Origin of the sequence: Bradyrhizobium elkanii USDA 76 (assembly GCF_023278185.1) — a bacterium.
Taxonomy (GTDB): domain Bacteria; phylum Pseudomonadota; class Alphaproteobacteria; order Rhizobiales; family Xanthobacteraceae; genus Bradyrhizobium; species Bradyrhizobium elkanii.
The window spans coordinates 7,583,670-7,603,833 of the sequence record NZ_CP066356.1 but is presented as its reverse complement, the minus strand read 5'-3'; the positions used below and the strand labels follow the sequence as shown (position 1 = coordinate 7,603,833).

Annotated in this window: 20 protein-coding genes; all 20 read left to right on the top strand. The window is 60.5% G+C overall.

Features of this window, described 5'->3' with window-relative positions; genetic code table 11:
* The first annotated feature begins 13 nt into the window (after nt 1-13).
* The 20 genes from JEY66_RS36015 to JEY66_RS35920 all read left to right on the top strand — a co-directional run bounded on the left by JEY66_RS36015 (nt 14) and on the right by JEY66_RS35920 (nt 19,873).
* Entirely contained in the window at nt 14-1,804 is a 1,791-nt protein-coding gene (locus JEY66_RS36015; protein WP_026192294.1) for a nickel-dependent hydrogenase large subunit, read from the top strand.
* Nucleotides 1,805-1,808: 4 nt separating this feature from the next.
* Nucleotides 1,809-2,528 carry a Ni/Fe-hydrogenase, b-type cytochrome subunit gene (gene cybH / locus JEY66_RS36010; protein WP_016846839.1) on the top strand — a complete coding sequence of 240 codons (720 nt, stop codon included), beginning with the start codon at nt 1,809-1,811 and terminating at the stop codon, nt 2,526-2,528.
* Nucleotides 2,529-2,539: 11 nt separating this feature from the next.
* Complete coding sequence (locus tag JEY66_RS36005; RefSeq protein ID WP_016846840.1) at nt 2,540-3,121, top strand: HyaD/HybD family hydrogenase maturation endopeptidase; 582 nt, start codon at nt 2,540-2,542, stop codon at nt 3,119-3,121.
* A 16-nt stretch (nt 3,122-3,137) separates the two neighbouring features.
* Nucleotides 3,138-3,428, top strand: a complete 291-nt coding sequence (locus JEY66_RS36000; RefSeq protein ID WP_026192295.1) for a HypC/HybG/HupF family hydrogenase formation chaperone — start codon at nt 3,138-3,140, stop codon at nt 3,426-3,428.
* Nucleotides 3,429-3,627: 199 nt separating this feature from the next.
* Nucleotides 3,628-4,074 carry a hypothetical protein gene (locus JEY66_RS35995; protein ID WP_016846842.1) on the top strand — a complete coding sequence of 149 codons (447 nt, stop codon included), beginning with the start codon at nt 3,628-3,630 and terminating at the stop codon, nt 4,072-4,074.
* The gene (locus tag JEY66_RS35990; RefSeq protein ID WP_018269900.1) at nt 4,071-4,934 is read left to right on the top strand and encodes a hydrogenase expression/formation protein; all 864 of its coding nucleotides are present in this window, start codon (nt 4,071-4,073) and stop codon (nt 4,932-4,934) included. Before JEY66_RS35995 ends, JEY66_RS35990 begins: the two co-directional genes overlap by 4 nt.
* A gap of 322 nt (nt 4,935-5,256) precedes the next feature.
* Nucleotides 5,257-5,652, top strand: coding sequence for a [NiFe]-hydrogenase assembly chaperone HybE (hybE, locus tag JEY66_RS35985; RefSeq protein WP_157183413.1), 396 nt, complete (start codon nt 5,257-5,259; stop codon nt 5,650-5,652).
* Nucleotides 5,649-6,740, top strand: a complete 1,092-nt coding sequence (locus JEY66_RS35980) for a hypothetical protein (RefSeq protein WP_018269902.1) — start codon at nt 5,649-5,651, stop codon at nt 6,738-6,740. Before hybE ends, JEY66_RS35980 begins: the two co-directional genes overlap by 4 nt.
* Nucleotides 6,733-7,074 (top strand): hydrogenase maturation nickel metallochaperone HypA, encoded by a 342-nt coding sequence (gene hypA / locus JEY66_RS35975; protein WP_016846846.1) that lies wholly within the window; start codon nt 6,733-6,735, stop codon nt 7,072-7,074. Before JEY66_RS35980 ends, hypA begins: the two co-directional genes overlap by 8 nt.
* Nucleotides 7,074-8,033, top strand: coding sequence for a hydrogenase nickel incorporation protein HypB (gene hypB, locus JEY66_RS35970; RefSeq protein ID WP_026192296.1), 960 nt, complete (start codon nt 7,074-7,076; stop codon nt 8,031-8,033). The genes hypA and hypB overlap by 1 nt, the downstream gene beginning before the upstream one ends.
* Nucleotides 8,030-10,288 carry a carbamoyltransferase HypF gene (gene hypF / locus JEY66_RS35965; RefSeq protein ID WP_016846850.1) on the top strand — a complete coding sequence of 753 codons (2,259 nt, stop codon included), beginning with the start codon at nt 8,030-8,032 and terminating at the stop codon, nt 10,286-10,288. The genes hypB and hypF overlap by 4 nt, the downstream gene beginning before the upstream one ends.
* Before the next feature lies 1 nt (nt 10,289).
* Nucleotides 10,290-10,526: a HypC/HybG/HupF family hydrogenase formation chaperone gene (locus JEY66_RS35960; protein WP_075968855.1), complete on the top strand. Its 237-nt coding sequence runs from the start codon at nt 10,290-10,292 to the stop codon at nt 10,524-10,526.
* On the top strand, nt 10,523-11,665 hold the full coding sequence (hypD, locus tag JEY66_RS35955; protein WP_016846852.1) for a hydrogenase formation protein HypD: 1,143 nt from the start codon (nt 10,523-10,525) through the stop codon (nt 11,663-11,665). The genes JEY66_RS35960 and hypD overlap by 4 nt, the downstream gene beginning before the upstream one ends.
* On the top strand, nt 11,662-12,708 hold the full coding sequence (gene hypE, locus JEY66_RS35950; RefSeq protein WP_016846853.1) for a hydrogenase expression/formation protein HypE: 1,047 nt from the start codon (nt 11,662-11,664) through the stop codon (nt 12,706-12,708). Before hypD ends, hypE begins: the two co-directional genes overlap by 4 nt.
* Before the next feature lie 205 nt (nt 12,709-12,913).
* Nucleotides 12,914-14,026, top strand: coding sequence for an alanine dehydrogenase (gene ald, locus JEY66_RS35945; RefSeq protein WP_018269904.1), 1,113 nt, complete (start codon nt 12,914-12,916; stop codon nt 14,024-14,026).
* A gap of 559 nt (nt 14,027-14,585) precedes the next feature.
* Entirely contained in the window at nt 14,586-14,780 is a 195-nt protein-coding gene (locus tag JEY66_RS35940; protein WP_075968854.1) for a 4Fe-4S binding protein, read from the top strand.
* Nucleotides 14,781-14,967: 187 nt separating this feature from the next.
* Nucleotides 14,968-16,464 carry a Fe-S cluster assembly protein SufB gene (sufB, locus tag JEY66_RS35935; RefSeq protein ID WP_018269905.1) on the top strand — a complete coding sequence of 499 codons (1,497 nt, stop codon included), beginning with the start codon at nt 14,968-14,970 and terminating at the stop codon, nt 16,462-16,464.
* Between the two features lie 70 nt (nt 16,465-16,534).
* Nucleotides 16,535-17,287 (top strand): Fe-S cluster assembly ATPase SufC, encoded by a 753-nt coding sequence (gene sufC, locus JEY66_RS35930; RefSeq protein WP_026192297.1) that lies wholly within the window; start codon nt 16,535-16,537, stop codon nt 17,285-17,287.
* Between the two features lie 19 nt (nt 17,288-17,306).
* Nucleotides 17,307-18,629: a Fe-S cluster assembly protein SufD gene (gene sufD / locus JEY66_RS35925; protein WP_018269907.1), complete on the top strand. Its 1,323-nt coding sequence runs from the start codon at nt 17,307-17,309 to the stop codon at nt 18,627-18,629.
* Nucleotides 18,626-19,873, top strand: coding sequence for a cysteine desulfurase (locus JEY66_RS35920; RefSeq protein ID WP_018269908.1), 1,248 nt, complete (start codon nt 18,626-18,628; stop codon nt 19,871-19,873). Before sufD ends, JEY66_RS35920 begins: the two co-directional genes overlap by 4 nt.
* Nucleotides 19,874-20,164: the final 291 nt, after the last annotated feature.

The window sequence follows — 20,164 nt, the reverse complement described above, 5'->3', positions numbered from 1 at the left end:
AAAGGGAGCGACGGTGGTGGTCCAGACACCGAATGGGTTCAACCTCGATCGTTCCGGCAAGCGAATTGTGATCGATCCGCTGACCAGGATCGAGGGCCACCTGCGCGTCGAAGCCAACCTCGATGCGGACAACGTGGTCCGCAATGCGGTCTCGAGCGGGACGATGTGGCGTGGAATCGAAGTCATTCTGCGCGGGCGGGATCCGCGCGACGCCTGGGCGTTCACCGAGCGGATTTGCGGTGTCTGCACCGGCACCCATGCGCTCACCTCGGTGCGTGCCGTTGAAAACGCGCTAGGGATCACCATTCCGGAAAATGCGAACTCGATCCGCAACATCATGCAGCTTTGCCTGCTTGTGCATGATCATCTCGTGCATTTTTATCATCTGCACGCGCTGGATTGGGTCGACGTCATCTCTGCGCTCAAGGCCGATCCCAAGTCCACTTCGGCGCTGGCGCAGTCTATCTCGCCCTGGCCGCTTTCGTCCCCTGGTTATTTCAAGGACCTGCAGATCAGGCTCACCAAATTCTTCGGATCAGGGCAGCCCGGTCCGTTCAAGAACGGCTATTGGGGTCATCCGGCATACAAGCTGCCACCTGAGGTGAACTTGATCACCGTGGCGCATTATTTGGAGGCGCTCGACTTCCAGAAGGAGATCGTCAAGATCCAAGCAGTCTATGGCGGCAAGAACCCGCATCCGAACTGGCTGGTCGGCGGCGTGGCCTGCGCGATCAATATCGATGGAACTGGTGCGGCCGGTGCGATCAATATGGAGCGGCTTAACCTGGTGTCCTCGGTCATCGACCGTTCAATCGAGTTTGTCGAGCAAGTCTACCTGCCCGACATTGCGGCGATCGGCTCGTTCTATAAAGACTGGCTGCATGGCGGCGGACTTTCCAGCAAAAGCGTGATGTCCTACGGCGACATCCCTGAAAACGCTAACGACTGTTCCGCGAAAAGTCTCAAGCTGCCGCGCGGTGTCATTCTTGGCGGAAATCTTGAGGAGATTTTGCCGATCGACCATGGCGATCCCGAGCAGATCCAGGAATTCGTCGCGCATTCATGGTATAAATACCCGAGCGAGTTCAGCGGACTGCATCCCTGGGAGGGCATCACCGAGCCGAACTTTGAGCTGGGGGCAAAGGTCAAAGGCAGCAGAACAGATATCAAGGAGCTCGACGAAGGCGGCAAGTATTCCTGGATCAAAGCGCCGCGCTGGCGCGGCCACGCCGTCGAGGTCGGACCATTGGCGCGATACATCATCGGTTATGCGCAAGGCAAAGCCGAATTCAAGGAGCCGACCAACAGACTGCTCAAGGGGCTCAATCTTCCCCTGAGCGCGCTGTTTTCGACATTTGGCCGTACTGCGACGCGGGCACTCGAATGCCAGTGGGCGGCACATCAGATGCGTTATTTTCAGGACAAGCTGGTCGTCCACATCAAGGCCGGCAATAGCGCGACCGCCAACGTCAGCAAGTGGAAGCCGGAAAGCTGGCCTAACGAGGCCAAGGGCTACGGTTTCACTGAGGCGCCGCGCGGCGCGCTCGGGCACTGGATCAAGATCAAGGACACCAAGATCGACAATTACCAATGTGTCGTGCCGACCACGTGGAACGGGTCTCCTCGCGATTCCAAGGGCAATATTGGCGCCTTTGAAGCTTCGCTGATCGGTACCCCGATCGCGGACCCGCAGCGGCCCCTGGAGATCTTGCGTACGATCCGTTCCTTTGATCCGTGCTTGGCCTGCTCAACCCATGTGATCAGTCCTGACGGCCAAGAAATGGCTTCAGTCAATGTTCGGTAGGGACATGGCCGACAAGGCTCCGCAAAACCCTACCGCCGTCGATGCGCCGCCAACTGTTAGCGGCGGCGGCGGTGGCGCCGCTTACGTCTATGAAGCGCCGGTGCGACTGTGGCATTGGGTCAATGCGGCGGCCATTCTGGTGCTGGGCGTAACCGGCTATCTCATTGGAACCGGGACACCGGCGACGCCGGGAGAGGCTAGCGGCAATTTCTTGTTCGGCTATATCCGCTTTGCGCATTTCTCTGCGGGATATGTGCTTGGCGTCGGCTTCCTGCTGCGCATCTACTGGGCCCTGATGGGAAACCCGCATGCCATGCAAATATTTCGCGTGCCGCTCTGGCGCAGCTGCATTTGGCGCGAAGTGTACGATGAGATGCGCTGGTACGCGTTTCTCGCAGTTGAGCCCGACAGGCGCGTCGGGCACAATCGGCTGGCTCAACTTGCGATGTTCTTTATGTTCACGCAGACGATCACGTTCATGATCGTCACAGGCTTTGCACTTTATGGACAGGGTGCGGGCCGTGACAGCTGGCAGTACAAGCTGTTCGGCTGGGTATTTGCAATCTGGCCTAACAGTCAGGACGTCCATACGTGGCATCATCTCGGGCTGTGGATCGTCGTGACCTTCGCGCTGGTTCACATCTACGCGGTGATCCGGGAAGACATCATGTCGGGGCGGAGCATCTCCTCGATGATTTCGGGTCAGCGTCAGTTCCGCGATTGACTGGGAAGCGGATGCTGACTCCGGAGAGCAAGAAAAGGATCCTGGTGCTCGGCATCGGCAATATCCTATGGGCCGACGAGGGATTCGGCGTGCGAGTGGTAGAGGAGTTTCATCGTCGCTACACCATCGATGACAACGTCTCCATCCTCGATGGTGGCACGCAGGGGCTCTACCTTGTCAGCTTCCTTGAGCAGGCCGATTGCCTGATCGTGTTCGATGCCATCGACTATGGACTTTCGCCCGGGAAGTTGATGCTTGTGCGGAATGACGAGGTGCCGAAATTTACCGCTGCCAAGAAGCTGAGTCTGCATCAGACCGGCTTTCAAGAGGTCTTGAGTGCAGCCGACCTGCTTGACCGCTGCCCGCGAGAGCTCGCTCTGATCGGCTGTCAGCCGCTGGACCTGGAGCGTTGGGGCGGTCCGCTGACTGCACCGGTGCGCTTTCAGATCGCGCCCGCGATTGAACTGGCTTGCAAACTGCTGGCCCAGTGGGGCTCGCCGGCGAAACTGCGGGCTTCGCCGCTGCCTGTATCAGAACGGCTGTTGGGGAACAATATCGACCATGTCAATTATGAAAGGGAGCGGCCGATCTAGCGGCCCGCGGCTATTCATGTGCCTTGGCTTACCAATGACGATTGTTGAGACCGACGGCATCACGGCGCTATGCGAGTATGGCGATGAACAGCGGCGTGTCTCAGTCATGCTGCTCTCCGGCGCGTCGGTCGGCGCCAAGGTCCTCGTCCATATCGACACAGCGGTGCGGCTCTTGGAGGAGGACGAAGCAAGGCGGATCTCGGAAGCACTCGACGGGCTCGAGGCCGGCCTCAGTGGCGAGGACTGCGATCGCTTCTTTGCGGATTTGATCGGTCGTGAGCCGCAATTGCCCGACCACCTGCGGTAGCGGCGCCGCGCACAGACATCGCGCTACCGCGCCTTGCTCGCAAATCGAATCTGCATCGTAGGCAACCTATGCACAGCAGATGTCAAGCGCTTACACCTGCTGATCCGGGCGCGCACGCGATTGCAGCGAGACGATGGATTGGCATGTGCCTTGCTAATAGCTCGCCGAGCAGAACCAAAGATTATCGGAAAGGCGTCTGATGAAATTCCAGCCGGCGCAGCATGATTTGGCGCGGCCCGCTCTGTCCGAGGTAGCGAGAGCGAACGCCGGTGCACATCTGACCGCGCAGGATCCCGGGAGTTGGGGCGTGGAGCTGCTGTCGGCAGCGGGTCCCGTAAATTCGCTGTGGGCCAACCACGTCGCAAACGCGCTTTCTGAACAGATCAAGGCGCACCGGCGGCCCATGCAAGGGGGCGCAACCGCGCGCGGCGCCGGTAGCGAGCTGGGTGGGCGGCTCGGCCTGCGTGGCCCGCCGACGCAGATCGAGTGCCATCAGCGCGGCACACTGCGCCGGGTCGGCAAGAGCCAGATCCGTTTGGTCAAGGTCGACCGCATCTCAGCACCGATCGTCGGACCACACGCCGGCGGCGACTGCACCGCCGATAGCATTGCCTCTCGGCGAGCCCCACGGAACTTCGCATCATGAAAACGGCGGCGCGTATTCGATACGAAGCCGCCGCTGCGGCGGTGGGCGGGTTTCCCGTGAATGCGGATAGTCGCGACATCGTCCATAGCGAGCCAACGGCTGTGGCGACGCTGGCCAGGCGCGCTTGGCGCGATGCCGACGAGCTTGCAAAAAACTGTCCGAATGCCATCACGCTGCTATCGAACACAGCTGCCGCCGCTCGTGGCCAGAAGAGTAGCGCACGCACGCAACTGTACAGGCTTTCGAATCTCAGTGATCTCGAGCGCAACCTGATTGCCGAAGTGCTTGGGGAAGGCGAGGTCGCCGGCGTCGTTGCGCTGCCAGATGGCTCTCAGGCGGGAATCCAGGAGTCCGTACTTGCGGGAATCTGGCGCGTGCGCATCGGGACGGATCCGGCACACGAATATGTTGAAGTCGGGGCGATCCCGCAGATCGTGCAGCGCGCCGCAACGGACCTGGCGTCGACCGATCTGGCGATCGGCACCGCGCCGGATGGGGCGATGAACGTGCTGCCGGTGCTCGCCGAAACACGCGAGCGGGCCCGCACCTGGCGGCCTGGCATGCGCACGCATGTCATCAATCTCACGCTTTTGCCGATGAACGACATCGACCTGGCGTTTCTCCAGCAGAGCGTGGGCAATGGTCCGGTCCAGCTCATCTTTCGCGGCTACGGCGCATGCCGAGTGCAGGCGACTGCGACACGGAATGTGTGGTCGGTGCAGTTCTTCAATTCTATCGACAACATCATCCTGGATACGCTTGAGATCGGCGGCGTGCCTATTGTTGCGTTGGCTGCCGACGAGGATTTCGAGGATTCCGCCGAACGCCTGCAGGAAATCATGAAGGCTTACGTCACGTGAAGAACTTGGAGAATATTTGGCATTCGGCCGGTTCTCACGGACGGCGCCCGACGTGGCGTTGGCTGGATCGTGCACAATCGACCAGAGAGCGATGGCGACACAGACTGCTGCGCGAGTGCGTTGCGTCCCAAAAATTGAAAGCGTCTTCGGCTTTCGCACGTCGATGTCCGGCTTCGGGTCGGTTGAAAATGATGCTTGAGCGCGAACAGGACCTTCGCAGGAGCAAGAACCCCGATGTGTCGGCACCTGAGGAGATGCTCGTAGCAGCCGACTGCGATATCGCCGGTCGAGCCGTGCGCACGCGACCGACCTTGAACGATCCGTGTTCAGGGTCCAAGCGATCGGGGTTTCGCACGTGCAGAGGGCAGGGCCCGTTAGCATGATGGGCGCGCCTTGGGCCATGAAGTTGGTCGCCTTCTTGCGCAAGAGCAACCGCCAACGGCATGCTGGACCGAAATCGAACCTGCGCTTGCGAGTTCGATTCCGCAACGTTGAGCTTGGTGGCAGCGAAATCGCATCATTGGGCTCGATTGCCTGTTGCTCCCTGCTTTCGGCGATCTCACGCAACGACATGGGTGGCGCCCGCGCCGAAGCAGCGGTCCTTGCCACGATGTGGCCGCCCAACCGCCGAGCGCTAAATCATACCGAAGCGCCACGTCTCTGTCCGATCGACCGCCGGCATTTCTTGCGCGAGATGATGACGGAGCGGTGCGCATGAGCCTCGTCGCTCGCAACAAAATCGATGTCACCATATCGCTTGCTGCCGATGTCATCGCCGCGGTCGAGATCCTGCCGCGAGCCCGGCCGCCACTGGCACGGCTGTTCGCCGGCAAACCGGCCTCGGCGTTGCTCAAGGCGCTGCCGCATCTCTTCCCAGTATGTGCCGCTGCGCAACAAACCGCATTGCTGTCCGCGATCGAGGCGGCACGTGACGAAAAGATCATCCTCGCGACGACACAGCGTCGTATGCTCTTGGTCGTTGCCGAGCGCATCTCAGAATTGCTGCGGGGCCTCTTGGTCGGGTTTCCTACGCCGAATGTCAGTGCGGCGGCGATCCGGTCCCTCATACGAGGACTGTCAATGCTTGTGGGCGGCGCACGGCCAGCACGCGGCTCTATTCGGCGTGAGGCTATAGCGCAGATTGTGGCTTCGCTCGCGGCACTCGGCATGCCGGATGAAGATGGCGCGCCGAGGCCCGGTAGCCCGTTCGCGCTTTGCATTGCAGCGCTTGACGAAGTCGACCTGAGGTCCATCTCGATCGCGCACTCGTTCCTGTCCGTTGCCGACGACCGCAACATCACTGAACGGCTGCTCGGCGATGACCCGACATTTTGCCATTGTCCCGATCTTGGTGGGCATGCGCCCGAGACGGGTCCATGGGCGCGCCAAATGACGCGTGATCGGCTCTGGCTGGGTCGGTCGGGTGCGGTCGCGCGGCTGAAGGCCAGAATTGCAGAAATCCGGCAGCTATGCGATTGGCTCAAGTCCGGTGCTCATATCGAATCGGCCGAGCCTGGGATCATCGAAAGCTACAGGTTAGGTCCTGGACGAGGAGCGGCCGCGATCGAATGCGCCAGGGGCCGGCTCTATCAGGCGGTCGAGCTTGATCCTCAGGGCCAGATATCCCGCTTCGAATGTCTTGCGCCGACGGAATGGAATTTCCATTGGCGCGGACCACTTGTCCGGAATCTGCAGGGCGCGGGGCTGACGACGAGACGACATCAGAAAGCGGTTCGTGCGGTGATTGAATCGCTTGATCCCTGCGTCGGATTCACACTCAAGTTTCGCAAAGTTGACGATGCATGAAATGGCGCTTTGTCAAAGCATCGTCGAAATCGTCGAGGAGGAGGCGCATCGCCGATCGTTTTCCCAGGTGCGGAGCGTCTGTCTGGAGATCGGGGCGTTGAGCCATGTTGCGCCTGAAGCGATCAGGTTCTGCTTTGCTGTCGTTGCAACGCGGACCATTGCCGAGGGCGCGGCTGTTAGAATCATCGAATGTCCCGGCGTGGCCTGGTGCATGACCTGTTCGAAGAGCATCGAGATTGCACGGCGCGATGAGTGCTGTCCATGCTGCGGCAGCTATCAGTTGCAGGTAACAGCAGGCGAGGAGATGCGAGTGAAAGAGCTGGAGATCGATTGATGTGTAGCGTATGCGGCTGCAGCGGACAGGCGTCTTCAACTGAACGCGCCGAAGTGCATGATGCGCAAGGTCGCGTTCGCGGCCGTCCCGATGTGCAGGACAATTGCGATCGCCATGAGGTGCATCTGCATGGCGACCAGGGCCTGCAGCATTCACACCATGCCGGCCATGGCCATGATCACCCTCATCATCTTGGCCATCATCAGGCGCATGATGGGCAGGCGTTTGTGAGCCGCGGCGCCGACCCGGCTGCATTGAAGGTCGCGGGTAAGAGCTGCGAGCATATCATTCAGGTCGGGCGCGACATCCTTGGCAAGAATAACAGGATCGCGGCGGAAAACCGCGCCCTCTTCATGGCCCACGAACTGCTCGTATTTAATCTTATGTCCAGTCCTGGTGCAGGCAAGACCTCGCTGTTGGTCCGCGCCGTGTCCGAGCTCAAGCGCAGCTGGACGATCGGGGTCATCGAGGGCGATCAGCAGACCTCGAACGATGCCGAACGCATTCGCTCGGCCGGCGTGCCAGCTATTCAAGTCAATACCGGCAAGTGTTGTCATCTCGATGCTGCCATGATTGGTGAGGCCTATCGCCGCTTGCCGCCGCTCACGCGCGGTATTCTCTTCATCGAGAACGTCGGCAATCTGGTCTGTCCCGCTGCCTTCGATCTAGGCGAGGCCTGCAAGATCGTGGTGTTGTCGACCACCGAAGGCGAAGACAAGCCGCTCAAATATCCGGATATGTTTGCCGCTTCTTCGCTCATGCTGATCAACAAGATTGATCTGGCATCGCTGCTTGAGTTCGATTTGGGCAGGACCGTCGAATACGCAAGACGCGTCAATCCCAAGATCGAAGTGCTCACGGTCTCGGCGCGGACCGGCGAGGGTTTTGGCTCACTCTACGGTTGGATCGATGAGCAGGCAGCGCATCAAAGGCGCGCCTTGGAGGACACCAGGCGATGAGCGCCGCCGCCATCTGCGACCGAACACGGCTGCGCGTGCGCGTGAGCGGGGCCGTGCAAGGAGTCGGCTTTCGCCCCTACGTCTATGGCCTTGCTAGGCGATACGGATTGGCGGGATTCGTCGTCAATGGCCCCGAGGGCGTCACAATCGAAGTCGAGGGTAACCGGGCGTCCGAGTTTGTCGCTGCTTTGCCGCTCGAGCCGCCTCCACTTGCACGTATCGACCACATCTGCGTTCAGCGGACCGGGGCGCTCGCGGCACAAGATTTTTCGATTCACACGAGCGAAGGCGGCAGGTTGTCAACTCGGATCGTTGCCGATGCCGCGACCTGCCGGCAATGCCTGGGCGAGCTATTCGATCCAGAAAATCGCCATTACCTTTATCCCTTCGTCAGCTGCTCCCATTGCGGCCCGCGCTACACGATCGCCGAACAGCTTCCGTATGATCGCCGCAACACGGTCATGAAGGCGTTCAGGCTGTGTGCCGCCTGCGCGGCCGAATATGCCGATCCAGCGAGCCGCAGGTTTCGCGCGGAGGCGATCGCGTGTCCGATATGCGGTCCTCGGCTTAGCCATGGGGTCAACGCCATTGCTGCGGCGATTGCCGGCGGCCAAATCGTGGCAATAAAGGGGCTCGGCGGGTATCAGCTGCTTTGCGATGCGCGCAACCAGGACGCCGTGCAGCGTTTGCGCAGCAGAAAGCAGCGCCCCCAGAAGCCGTTCGCGGTCATGGTCGGTTCCATAGAGCGTGTCAACGAAATCGCGGAAGCGAACGCGGCAGAGCTTGCGCTGCTCGAATCCGTAGCACGTCCCATCGTGCTTTTAACTTCGCGCAATGATTTGGCGCCCGCGACGGCTCCTGGCTTATCGCGCGTAGGTGTCATGTTGCCGGTAGCGCCACTGCATCACCTCATCTTTCATGCGCTTCACTCGACAGGAACATGGCTTGCGGGGGCAGCCCCGGTCATCGTCGCAACCAGCGCCAATTCTTGCGGCGAACCGCTCGTGATCGACAACGCGCAGGCGCTGCGGCGGCTCAAGGGGATTGCCGACCTTGTCGTGACCCATGATCGAGATATCCTGACGCGCGCCGATGACACCGTGCTGTCGGTGGTGGCCAGCCGGCCTCAGTTCGTTCGCCGGGCACGTGGCTATGTTCCCGAACCGATCCGGCTTGCGAGGTCTGTGCCGGTCGTGCTCGCCGTCGGCGGCGCCCTGAAGTCAACCGTCACCATCACGCGGGGCAACGAAGCCTTCGTCTCCCAGCATATTGGCGATCTTGATACGGCCGAAGGGATCTGTGTGTTCGAGCAGACGATCCACCACCTCACATCGACCCTTGATGTGGAGCCTGTCGTCATTGCCCATGATATGCATCCCGATATGGCGTCGACCCGGTTTGCGCAAGCAAGCGGCCGGGCGCTTGTCGCCGTCCAGCATCACCACGCCCACGCTGCCGCTGTCATCGCTGAGCACGGGCACGCCGGACCTGCGCTTGCCTTGGTGCTCGACGGCCATGGCTTCGGTTCCGACGGCGGTAACTGGGGTGGCGAGCTATTGTTGTGCGAAGGAACGAGGTTTCGACGCATCGGGCATCTCGCGCCCCTGCAAATGCCTGGCGGCGATCGCGCAGCCCGCGAGCCGTGGCGTATGGCAAGCGCAGTATTGCAGGCGCTCGGCCGGGGTCATGAAATCGCGCCTCGCTTTGCTGCGCAGCGGCAGGCTGGGCGTGTGTCAGCATTGCTCGATCAAGCGGGCGGAGCCACGACGACCAGCGCGGGCCGGTTATTCGATGCCGCGGCGGCGCTGCTGGGGGTTGCAAGTTTGCAGAGTTATGAGGGCGAGGCCGCGATGAAGCTCGAGGCGTTGGTACGGCGGACTGCAATTCTCGAAGCGGGCTGGACCATCGACCGCGACGTGCTGTCGCTTCGCCCGCTGTTTTCGCGGTTGATTGCAGACAACATCGACACCGCGGACGGAGCCGGGCTGTTTCATGGCACCTTTGCCGTCGCCTGCATCGACTGGGTCAGGCGCGCTGCGCGGAGAACCGGCGTCAATACCATCGTTCTAAGCGGCGGCTGTTTTCTGAACGCGGTGCTGGCGGATGAAATTGAGCGCGGTTGCTGCAGCGCAGGCCTCAACCCGCTGGTGCCACGGAAACTGCCGCCCAACGATGGTGGTTTGAGCCTTGGTCAGGCCTGGGTTGCCGCTCTGCAGACTGCCGAACAGTCGTCAGCCCTGGAAGGAGCAACCTGATATGTGTCTTTCGGTCCCGGCAAAGATTTCGAAAATTCTTCCCGACGATATGGCGATCGTGTCCATCGATGGGGTCAGCTTGGAAATATCGATCGCTCTCGTCGAGGAGCTCGATGTCGGCGACAACGTTCTTGTCCATGTCGGCTACGCGCTATCCAAGATCGACCCGACAGAAGCCAAGCGCACGTTGGAGCTCCTGCAGGAACTAGGCAGTGCAGGGCGGGAACCCCGATCATGAAATATGCCGATGAATTTCGTGACAAGACCATCGCACAGGGGCTCGCGCGGGCGATTGGCGCCGAAGCCGGTCCGCGACGGGCTTACCGGTTCATGGAATTCTGCGGCGGGCACACTCATGCGATCTCCCGCTACGGCCTCGAGGATTTGTTGCCTGCGAATGTTCGCATGATCCACGGGCCCGGTTGTCCAGTCTGCGTTCTGCCCGCGAGCCGGATCGACATGGCGGTCCGGCTCGCCGAGCGTCCGGAGGTCACTCTGTGCGTGTATGGCGACCTGATGCGCGCGCCCGGGTCGCAGGGGCAGTCCCTGATGCGCGCCAAAGCGCTCGGCGCAGACATTCGGATGGTCTATTCGACGCTCGACGCTATCCGGCTCGCCGAACAGGTGCCAACCAGGGAGGTGGTCTTCTTTGCCATCGGATTTGAGACCACGACGCCCCCGACGGCGGTGATGGTCCGGATTGCCGAAAAGAAGCGGCTGAGGGGCCTCAGCGTGTTCTGCAACCACGTGCTTACGCCCTCTGCGATGCACAGCATTCTCGAGAACCCGAAGATGCGCAACATCGGTGGGGTCGCAATCGATGGCTTCGTCGGTCCTGCACATGTCAGTACGATCATCGGTACGCAGCCTTACGAGCCCCTAGTGGAACAATTCGGTAAGCCGATCGTCATCGCGGGATTTGAACCGCTCGACGTGATGCAGGCAATCCTGATGCTGGTGCGGCAGGTGAACGAAGGCCGCTACGAGGTGGAGAACCAATACAGCCGTGCGGTGACGCGCCAAGGCAATCGTCGCGCCAAGGACGAGGTCTCGCAGGTATTCGAACTGCGTGAACAGTTCGAGTGGCGAGGGCTTGGTCTCGTCCCCAACAGCGGACTGAAGCTGAAGCGGGCTTATGCCGGATTTGATGCCGAGGCGCGCTTTGCGATGCACGAACTGCGTGTCGCCGACAATCCGGCATGCGAGTGCTGCGCGATCCTGCGCGGCGCCAAGCGGCCGGTTGACTGCAAGCTGTTTGGAACCGTCTGCACGCCGGAAACACCCGTTGGGTCCTGCATGGTTTCCTCGGAAGGCGCCTGTGCTGCGTATTGGACCTACGGCCGAGTTCGCGATGATCAGGTGAGGCGGTTGTCATGAGCGTCAAGGATTATCATGGCAAGCTCGACGTCGAGAACGGACGCGTTGATCTTTCCCACGGATCTGGGGGGCGCGCCATGGCACAATTGATCTCCGGCCTTTTTCACCAAGCCTTCGGTAATGAATGGCTCGCCCGCTGCAATGATCAGTCGGCGTTTGAGGTTGCGGCAGGCAGGATGGTGATGACGACCGACGGCTATGTGGTCTCGCCACTGTTTTTTCCTGGCGGCAATATCGGGTCATTGGCTGTGCACGGCACGATCAATGATGTCGTGATGGCCGGCGCGCGTCCGCTCTATCTGTCAGCTAGCTTCATCATCGAGGAGGGTTTTCGGTTTTCGGATCTAAGGACGATTGCGCAGTCGATGGGCGCGGCGGCGCGCGGTGCCGGCGTTTACATCATCACTGGGGATACCAAGGTCGTCGAGCGCGGCAAGGCGGATGGGTTGTTCATCTCTACGACCGGGATCGGGGTTCTGGCCGATGGGCTCGATCTGTCCGCCGACAAAGCAAGGATCGGGGACCGTGTGCTGGTGTCGGGCAGCCTTGGCGATCATGGGGTGGCGATCATGTCAACGCGCCAGAACGCCGCTCTTCAAGTTGAGATCGTCTCGGATTCCGCATCGCTGCATGACTTGGTGGCCGTCATGGTGGCGGCTGGCGGGCGCGGCATCCACGTGATGCGTGACCCCACGCGCGGCGGTCTTGCCGCCACCCTCAACGAGATTGCGCATCAATCTGGCCTCGGGTTCCGTCTGCAGGAAGCGGCCATTCCGGTAAAGCCCGCTGTTGCGGCAACCTGCGAACTCCTTGGGCTTGATCCGATCCATGTCGCTAATGAGGGCAAGCTCGTTGCGATCGTCGCGCCTGGTGTGGCTGATGCCGTGCTTGCGGCCATGAAGGGGCATCCGCTCGGATGCGATGCAGCCGATATTGGCGAGGCCGTAGCTGACGATCACAAATTTGTGCAAGTGGCGACCAGTTTTGGCGGCGGAAGAATTGTCGATTGGTTGTCAGGCGAACAATTGCCTCGGATCTGTTGAACACGCCACGCGCATTTGCGGGGAGCATGAGGGAACGATGATTAGCTCAGCGAGCATGCTCGTCTCAATACGCTTCGCATCTGCTTGTTTGAAATCCTGCGTAGCTAGTCCAAGATCGCTGAATTCCTGCGCCATTTAGGCGCCAGCCTCGCAATATCGTTGCGCTCTTGCGATTAAAAAACCCCTCTAGGCAGGGAGTTTTCAAATGAAGGTCGGAGTCCCCAAGGAAATCAAGGCGCACGAATATCGCGTGGGCCTTACCCCTGGAGCCGTCCGCGAATATGTGGCAGCGGGCCACCGCGTGATGATCGAGGCCAATGCCGGCGCCGGCATTGGTGCAACCGATGACGATTATCGCGCCGCCGGCGCAACGATTCTCGATTCCGCAGGCGAGGTATTTGCATCGAGCGAGATGATCGTAAAGGTTAAGGAGCCTCAACCGTCCGAATGGAGCCAGCTGCGGGAGAGCCAGATCCTCTTCACTTACCTGCATCTGGCGCCGGACCCGGAGCAGGCCAAGGGGCTCCTGAAATCTGGGTGCACCGCGATCGCTTATGAGACCGTAACTGATGCCCATGGTGGTCTTCCACTGCTGGCGCCGATGAGCGAGGTCGCAGGTAGGCTTGCGATCGAAGCTGCGGGTAGTGCGCTGAAGCGCAGTGCAGGCGGACGAGGGCTGTTGATCGGTGGAGTGCCCGGTGTTCAGCCGGCTCGGATCGTGGTGATCGGAGGCGGCGTCGTCGGCACGCACGCCGCACGCATGGCGGTCGGTTTGGGCGCGGAGGTCACCATCATCGACCGTTCGATACCCCGGCTCCGCGAGTTGGACGAGCTATTCGAAGGGCGCGTTCGTACCAGATTTTCCACCATCGAATCCGTGGAGGAGGAGGTATTTGCGGCCGATGTGGTCATTGGTGCGGTGCTCGTTCCAGGAGCGAGCGCGCCGAAGCTGGTCCGCCGGAGCATGCTGAGCTCAATGCGCAAAAGGGCGGTCATCGTCGATGTCGCTATCGATCAAGGCGGCTGCTTTGAGACATCGCACCCAACCACTCACGCTGATCCAACTTACGAAGTGGATGGCATCATTCACTACTGCGTCGCGAATATGCCCGGCGCTGTGCCGCTAACCTCGAGCCAGGCACTGAACAACGCCACGCTGCCGTTTGGTTTGGCTCTGGCCAACAAGGGCTTTTCCGCCGTGCTCGATAATCCGCACCTACGCGCGGGCCTCAATGTCCATCGGGGCCGGCTGACTTACAAGGCGGTTGCCGAGAGTCTCGGGCTCCCCTTCTCTCCGATCGAACAGGCTGCGGCCTGATTCCCAGAGGCCCACACGGGCGTTTCCTCCCTGACTTGGGCCACCCTTCGGGGTGGCTTTTTTTTCGGCAATTTCGATCTGCCGAGCCCCGCTGGCGTCTCTTCGGAGTACGGACCGAAGCCGAGGGGGCATCAGACGATCGCGCTTGGCTTTCGGTCGTCCCCGTGATGCCAGCCGAAGTAGTTCCGTCCTCTACAGGGAAAGCAGATTTTCCGGTAATCCGCGGGGATTAACATTGCCTGCCGCGGCTCGCCCAGAAGGACCGCGATCATCGAAGCGACCTTTATCTGCGCGATCGGGCACGACGTTTTTTGGCTGTGCTGTGGAGAGGCGAGCCGGGCTGACGAACGTGGCCTGATCGGCCGACCGCCGCCGGATCGACCCTGCGCTCCAACTATGCGTCGCGATCAAGCTGCCGTGAGGCCGATTGTAGCATTTGCGACAATCGTTGAGGCGGCGACATGCCTTGGAAAATAGCCGAGACAAATCAAGCCCAAGCTCTTTGGCATAAGACTTGAAAGCAAGAAGCGGTCCGCACTTTGCTTATGGAATCGCAGTAATGGCCTACAAGATAATCGCGTCCCAGTGCACCGTCTGTGGCGCGTGTGAGTTCGAATGTCCCAACGCGGCGATCAGCCTGAAGAACGATATATATGTGATCAATCCAGCCAAGTGCACTCAATGTGAGGGTCATTTTGACGCGCCGCAATGCGCTGTCGTTTGCCCAGTGCCCGACACCTGCGTGCCGGCATAAGAGGTCGCCGATGAGGGGAACTCCGGCGCAAAGCAGGATGAAGACTCTAGCGACGGCTCTCTGGGTTGGGGACCTGATTCTCTCACCCGCTGATCCCGCGTTGGCCATGACTTGCACGATCAGCTTGGAGGGTCGCGTTGGGCAATCGTCGTCGGCTAGAGTTTTCCGTGTGGGAGCGGAGTAGACAATGGTAGCTGTACAAGAGACGGTCGAGCGCGTCCGGCGCATCGACGTCGACCAGTATCGATATGGGTTTGAGACGCTGATCGAGTCCGACAAGGCCCCGAAGGGGCTGTCGGAAGACACCGTCCGCTTCATCTCCGCAAAGAAGAATGAACCGGCCTGGATGCTGGAATGGCGCCTGGAGGCGTATCGCCGCTGGCTGACCATGACCGAGCCGACCTGGGCGCGCGTCGACTATCCGAAGATCGACTACCAGGACATCTACTACTACGCGGCGCCGAAGCCGAAGAAGACGCTGTCCTCGATCGACGAAATCGATCCGGAAATCCTCAAGACCTACGAGAAGCTCGGCATCCCCCTGCGCGAGGTCGCGATCCTCGAGGGCGTCGAGCCGCCGCCTGGTGGTGAGCAGACGCCGAACCGCAAGATCGCGGTCGACGCCGTGTTCGATTCGGTCTCGGTTGCGACCACCTTCCAGAAGGAGCTGAAGGCGGCCGGCGTGATCTTCATGCCGATCTCGGAGGCGATCCGCGAGCATCCCGAGCTGGTGCAGAAATATCTCGGCACCGTGGTGCCGACCTCTGACAACTACTTCGCGACATTGAATTCGGCGGTGTTCTCCGACGGCTCGTTCGCCTACGTGCCGCCGGGCGTGCGCTGCCCGATGGAGCTGTCGACCTATTTCCGCATCAACGAGCGCAACACCGGCCAGTTCGAGCGCACGCTAATCATCGCCGACAAGGGCTCCTACGTCTCCTATCTCGAGGGCTGCACCGCGCCGCAGCGCGACGAGAACCAGCTGCACGCCGCCGTGGTCGAGCTCGTTACACTCGACGATGCCGAGATCAAGTATTCGACGGTGCAGAACTGGTACCCGGGCAATTCGGAAGGCAAGGGCGGCATCTACAATTTCGTCACCAAGCGTGGCGACTGCCGCGGTCGCAATTCGAAGATCTCCTGGACCCAGGTCGAGACCGGTTCGGCGATCACCTGGAAATATCCGAGCTGCATCCTGCGCGGCGACAATTCGAGCGGCGAATTCTACTCGATCGCGATCTCGAACGGCTTCCAGCAGGTCGATAGCGGCACCAAGATGATCCATCTCGGCAAGAACACGTCGAGCCGGATCATCTCCAAGGGCATCGCGGCCGGCAAGTCGCAGAACACCTATCGCGGTCTCGTCAGCGCCCATCGCAAGGCCACCGGCGCACGCAACTACACCGCCTGCGACTCGCTTCTGATCGGCGACAAATGCGGCGCGCACACCGTGCCCTATGTCGAGGCCAAGAATTCCTCGGCGACGTTCGAGCATGAAGCGACGACGTCGAAGATTTCCGAGGACGTGCTGTTCTACTGCGTGCAGAGAGGCTTGAGCGAGCAACAGGCCACTGGCCTCGTCGTCAACGGTTTCGCGAAAGACGTGCTGCAAAAGTTGCCGATGGAGTTCGCAGTGGAAGCGCAGAAGTTGATCTCTATCTCGCTCGAGGGATCCGTCGGGTAACTAAACGCTTCCGCGAGCCCTTGCGATTGCGGCTTGCGTTCTGGATGACGCATTTCAGGGGCAGGTTAAAATGGCGCTACTCGAAGTCCGAGATTTGCATGTTGGTATCGAGGGCTGCGAAATTCTTCGCGGCCTCGATCTTGCGGTCAATGCGGGTGAGGTGCATGCAATCATGGGGCCGAACGGCTCCGGAAAGTCCACACTCAGTCACGTTATCTCCGGCAAGCCCGGCTATCAAGTGAACGCTGGCCAAATCCTATTCAACGGTGAGGACCTGCTCGCGATGGAAGCAAGCGAGCGCGCGACTAGGGGCGTATTTCTTGCCTTCCAATATCCGGTGGAAATTCCCGGGGCGACCACCATGAACTTCCTGCGCGCAGCGCTGAACGCCCAGCGCAAGGCGCGAACACAAACGGAATTCTCCACCCCCGATTTTATAAAACGCGTTCGCGAGGTTGCTAATTCGCTCAATATACCGCAAAGCATGCTCAAGCGCGGCCTCAATGTCGGATTTTCCGGCGGCGAGAAGAAACGCAACGAGATTTTGCAGATGGCGCTGCTCGAACCGAGCCTGTGCATCCTGGACGAGATAGATTCCGGCCTCGACATTGACGCGCTGCGGATTGTCGCGGGTGGCATCAACTCTCTGCGTTCGTCGGAGCGCGCGATGATTGTAATCAGCCACTATCGGCGGCTTCTCGACTACATCGTGCCGGACGTTGTCCACGTGATGTCGAAAGGGCAGATAAGAAAGAGCGGCGGAAAAGAACTCGCGCTGGAGCTTGAGGCTTGTGGCTACGCACAATTCGAAGACGCGGCGTGACCGCGCACGAGATTTCCCGATGAAGCAGGTCATGACCAAAACCGTCGCCGGGCGCGCAACGGACGATGTCTTTGCCGCGGCGCATGGACGGTTGCCTGGCTCCGGGCTCGTCGCACATATCCGTGCGAGGGCGTTCGAAGCCTACCAGCGTGCCGGCCTCCCGCATCGGCGCATCGAGGCCTGGAAATACACCGATCTGCGCACCCTGATTGGCGCGGTCCTGCCACTCGCTCCGCGACCCGATGCGGCTGCGCTGATGCGCGCAGCGGTGTCGGTTAAGCAAACAGCAGTCGATCGGGCGGTCAAACTCGTCTTGGTGGATGGCATATTCGCACCGGAGCTTTCCGATGTGGACAGTCTGGAAGACGGGGTCGATGTGTGGTCGCTCCGAGAGGTTCTGGAAGATACGACCGACAGCGCGATGGCCGGCCTGGTGCTGTCGACGACGACTGATGCGGTGATCTCGCTCAATGCGGCAATGGCGACCGATGGCTTCGTGATTACGATCGCTGAGGGCGAAGCGGTGAAGCGTCCGATTCAGATCGTTCACGTCGCGACCGGATCATTGGTGTCCAACTTCACGCGCTCCTATCTGCAGCTCGGTCAAGGCGCGCATGCGGCCGTAGTGGAGAGTTTCGTCTCGGCTGAAGGCGCGAGCGGCTATCAGACCAACGATGCGACAATCGCCTTGGTTGGTGACGAGGCAAGCCTTTCGCATATCCGACTGGCGTCCGACGCCGCTGACGCGGTGAATATCTCATCAAGCATCATCGCGGTCGGCGCAAAAGCGAAGCTCGATTTCTTCAGCATGACCTGTAGCGGCTCCGTCAGTCGCTACCAGGGATTCGTCACGCTGACTGGCGAGGGATCCAAGCTCTCGGCGAACGCCGTCAATCTCATCAGGCACAAGCAGCATGTCGACACGACAATGGTCGTCGATCACGCCGTGCCACATTGCACCAGTCGGGAGAAGTTCCGTGCGGTGATCGACGAATGCGGCCGTTCGGTGCTCCAAGGCCGGATTGTCGTTCGTCCTGGCGCGCAGAAGACGGACGCCACGCTGACGACGCGGGCGCTGCTTCTGTCCGACGAGGCCCGGGCCGACAACAAGCCCGAACTCGAAATCTTGGCCGACGACGTGACTTGCGGCCACGGATCGACGTCAGGTGCGCTGGACGGTGCACTCGTATTTTATCTGCGTGCTCGCGGTCTATCCGAAAAGGACGCGCAGGCGTTGCTGATTGGAGCATTCCTGGGCGAGGCGATTGAGGAAATCGTCCCCGAGAGCCTGCGCGATTTCGTGACCGCGCAAACTGAACACTGGATGCAGGCGCGGAGATGAGCGTGCATCCCGCGATGAGCAATGGCAGGTACGAGGTCAACCGTCTACGTGCGGACTTTCCTGCGCTGAGCATGACGGTTTATGGCAGGCCGCTGGTCTATCTCGACAATGCCGCCTCGGCTCAGAAGCCGAAGGCGGTACTTGACCGCATGATGCAGGTCTACTCAAGCGAATATGCCAACGTTCATCGCGGTTTGCACTACCTCGCTAACGCTGCGACCGAGGCGTATGAAGGCGCGCGTGCCAAGCTGGCGCGATTTGTGAACGCCCGTCTAAACGAGGAGATCATCTTCACCCGCAGCGCCACCGAGGCAATCAATCTGGTCGCCCAGACCTTCGGTCGTGAACGCGTCACCCCGGGGGATGAGATCGTTCTCTCGATGATGGAACATCATTCCAACATCGTGCCGTGGCATTTTCTCAGAGAGCGCCACGGTGCGGTGATCAAATGGGCACCAGTGGATGATGACGGCAACTTCCTGCTGGATGCCTTTGAGCAACTCCTGACCCGGCGCACCAAGATAGTTGCGATCACACAAATGTCGAATGCTCTGGGGACCGTCTTGCCAGTAAAGGAGGTGGTGAGGATCGCTCATGCTCGCGGTATCCCGGTGCTGATCGATGGTTCGCAAGGATGCGTCCATCTGAACGTCGACGTCTGCGACATCGATTGCGATTTCTACGTGATGACGGGCCACAAACTCTATGGTCCGACCGGCATCGGCATGCTCTACGGCAAATCTGAGCATCTGGCGTTGATGCCACCCTTCAATGGCGGGGGCGAAATGATCCGTGAGGTCTCACGTACCGGCGTCATCTATGGTGATCCGCCGCACCGCTTCGAGGCGGGTACGCCACCGATCGTCGAGGCGGTCGGTCTGGGGGCGGCTGTGGACTACATCAATTCAATAGGCAAGAAGCAGATCCGCGAGCACGAAAGCGCACTGCTTGCTTACGCTCAGCAGCAGCTGGCGGACATCAACTCCGTGCGCTTGATCGGCACACCAGCCGAGAAGGGGCCGATCATCTCCTTTGATATGAAGGGTGCGCATGCGCATGATATTGCCACCGTCATCGACCGCGCAGGTGTGGCGGTGCGGGCAGGGGCCCATTGCGCGATGCCGCTGCTCAAGCGGTTCGGTGTTCTGGCGACGTGCCGTGCGTCCTTCGGGCTCTACAACACACGTGAAGAGATTGATACGCTCGTCGGTGCGCTCATCAAGGCGCGGCAGCTGTTCTCTTAGACGGCGAGTGTGCCACGTCTAAGTGGCTAGGGAGCTTGTATCGACCTCGGCGGGCGATGACGTCATCCACAAGACCATCATCGTCTTCGCTGAAGGTAAGCATCCGTCGTGCCCGGCAGCATAGATGGTATCGGCAAGCCGGAGCCGCCAGCCACCCGCTCGTCCATGTTAGCGGCCGTCCCGCCGAGCGCGATCGCAAAATCTTGCAATCGGCGGCAACTTCGCCTCTTCGAGAACTGCGCGGCCCAACTTCGCGCATAGCCGGCACTTGTTCCATTTCGAACAGGGTCA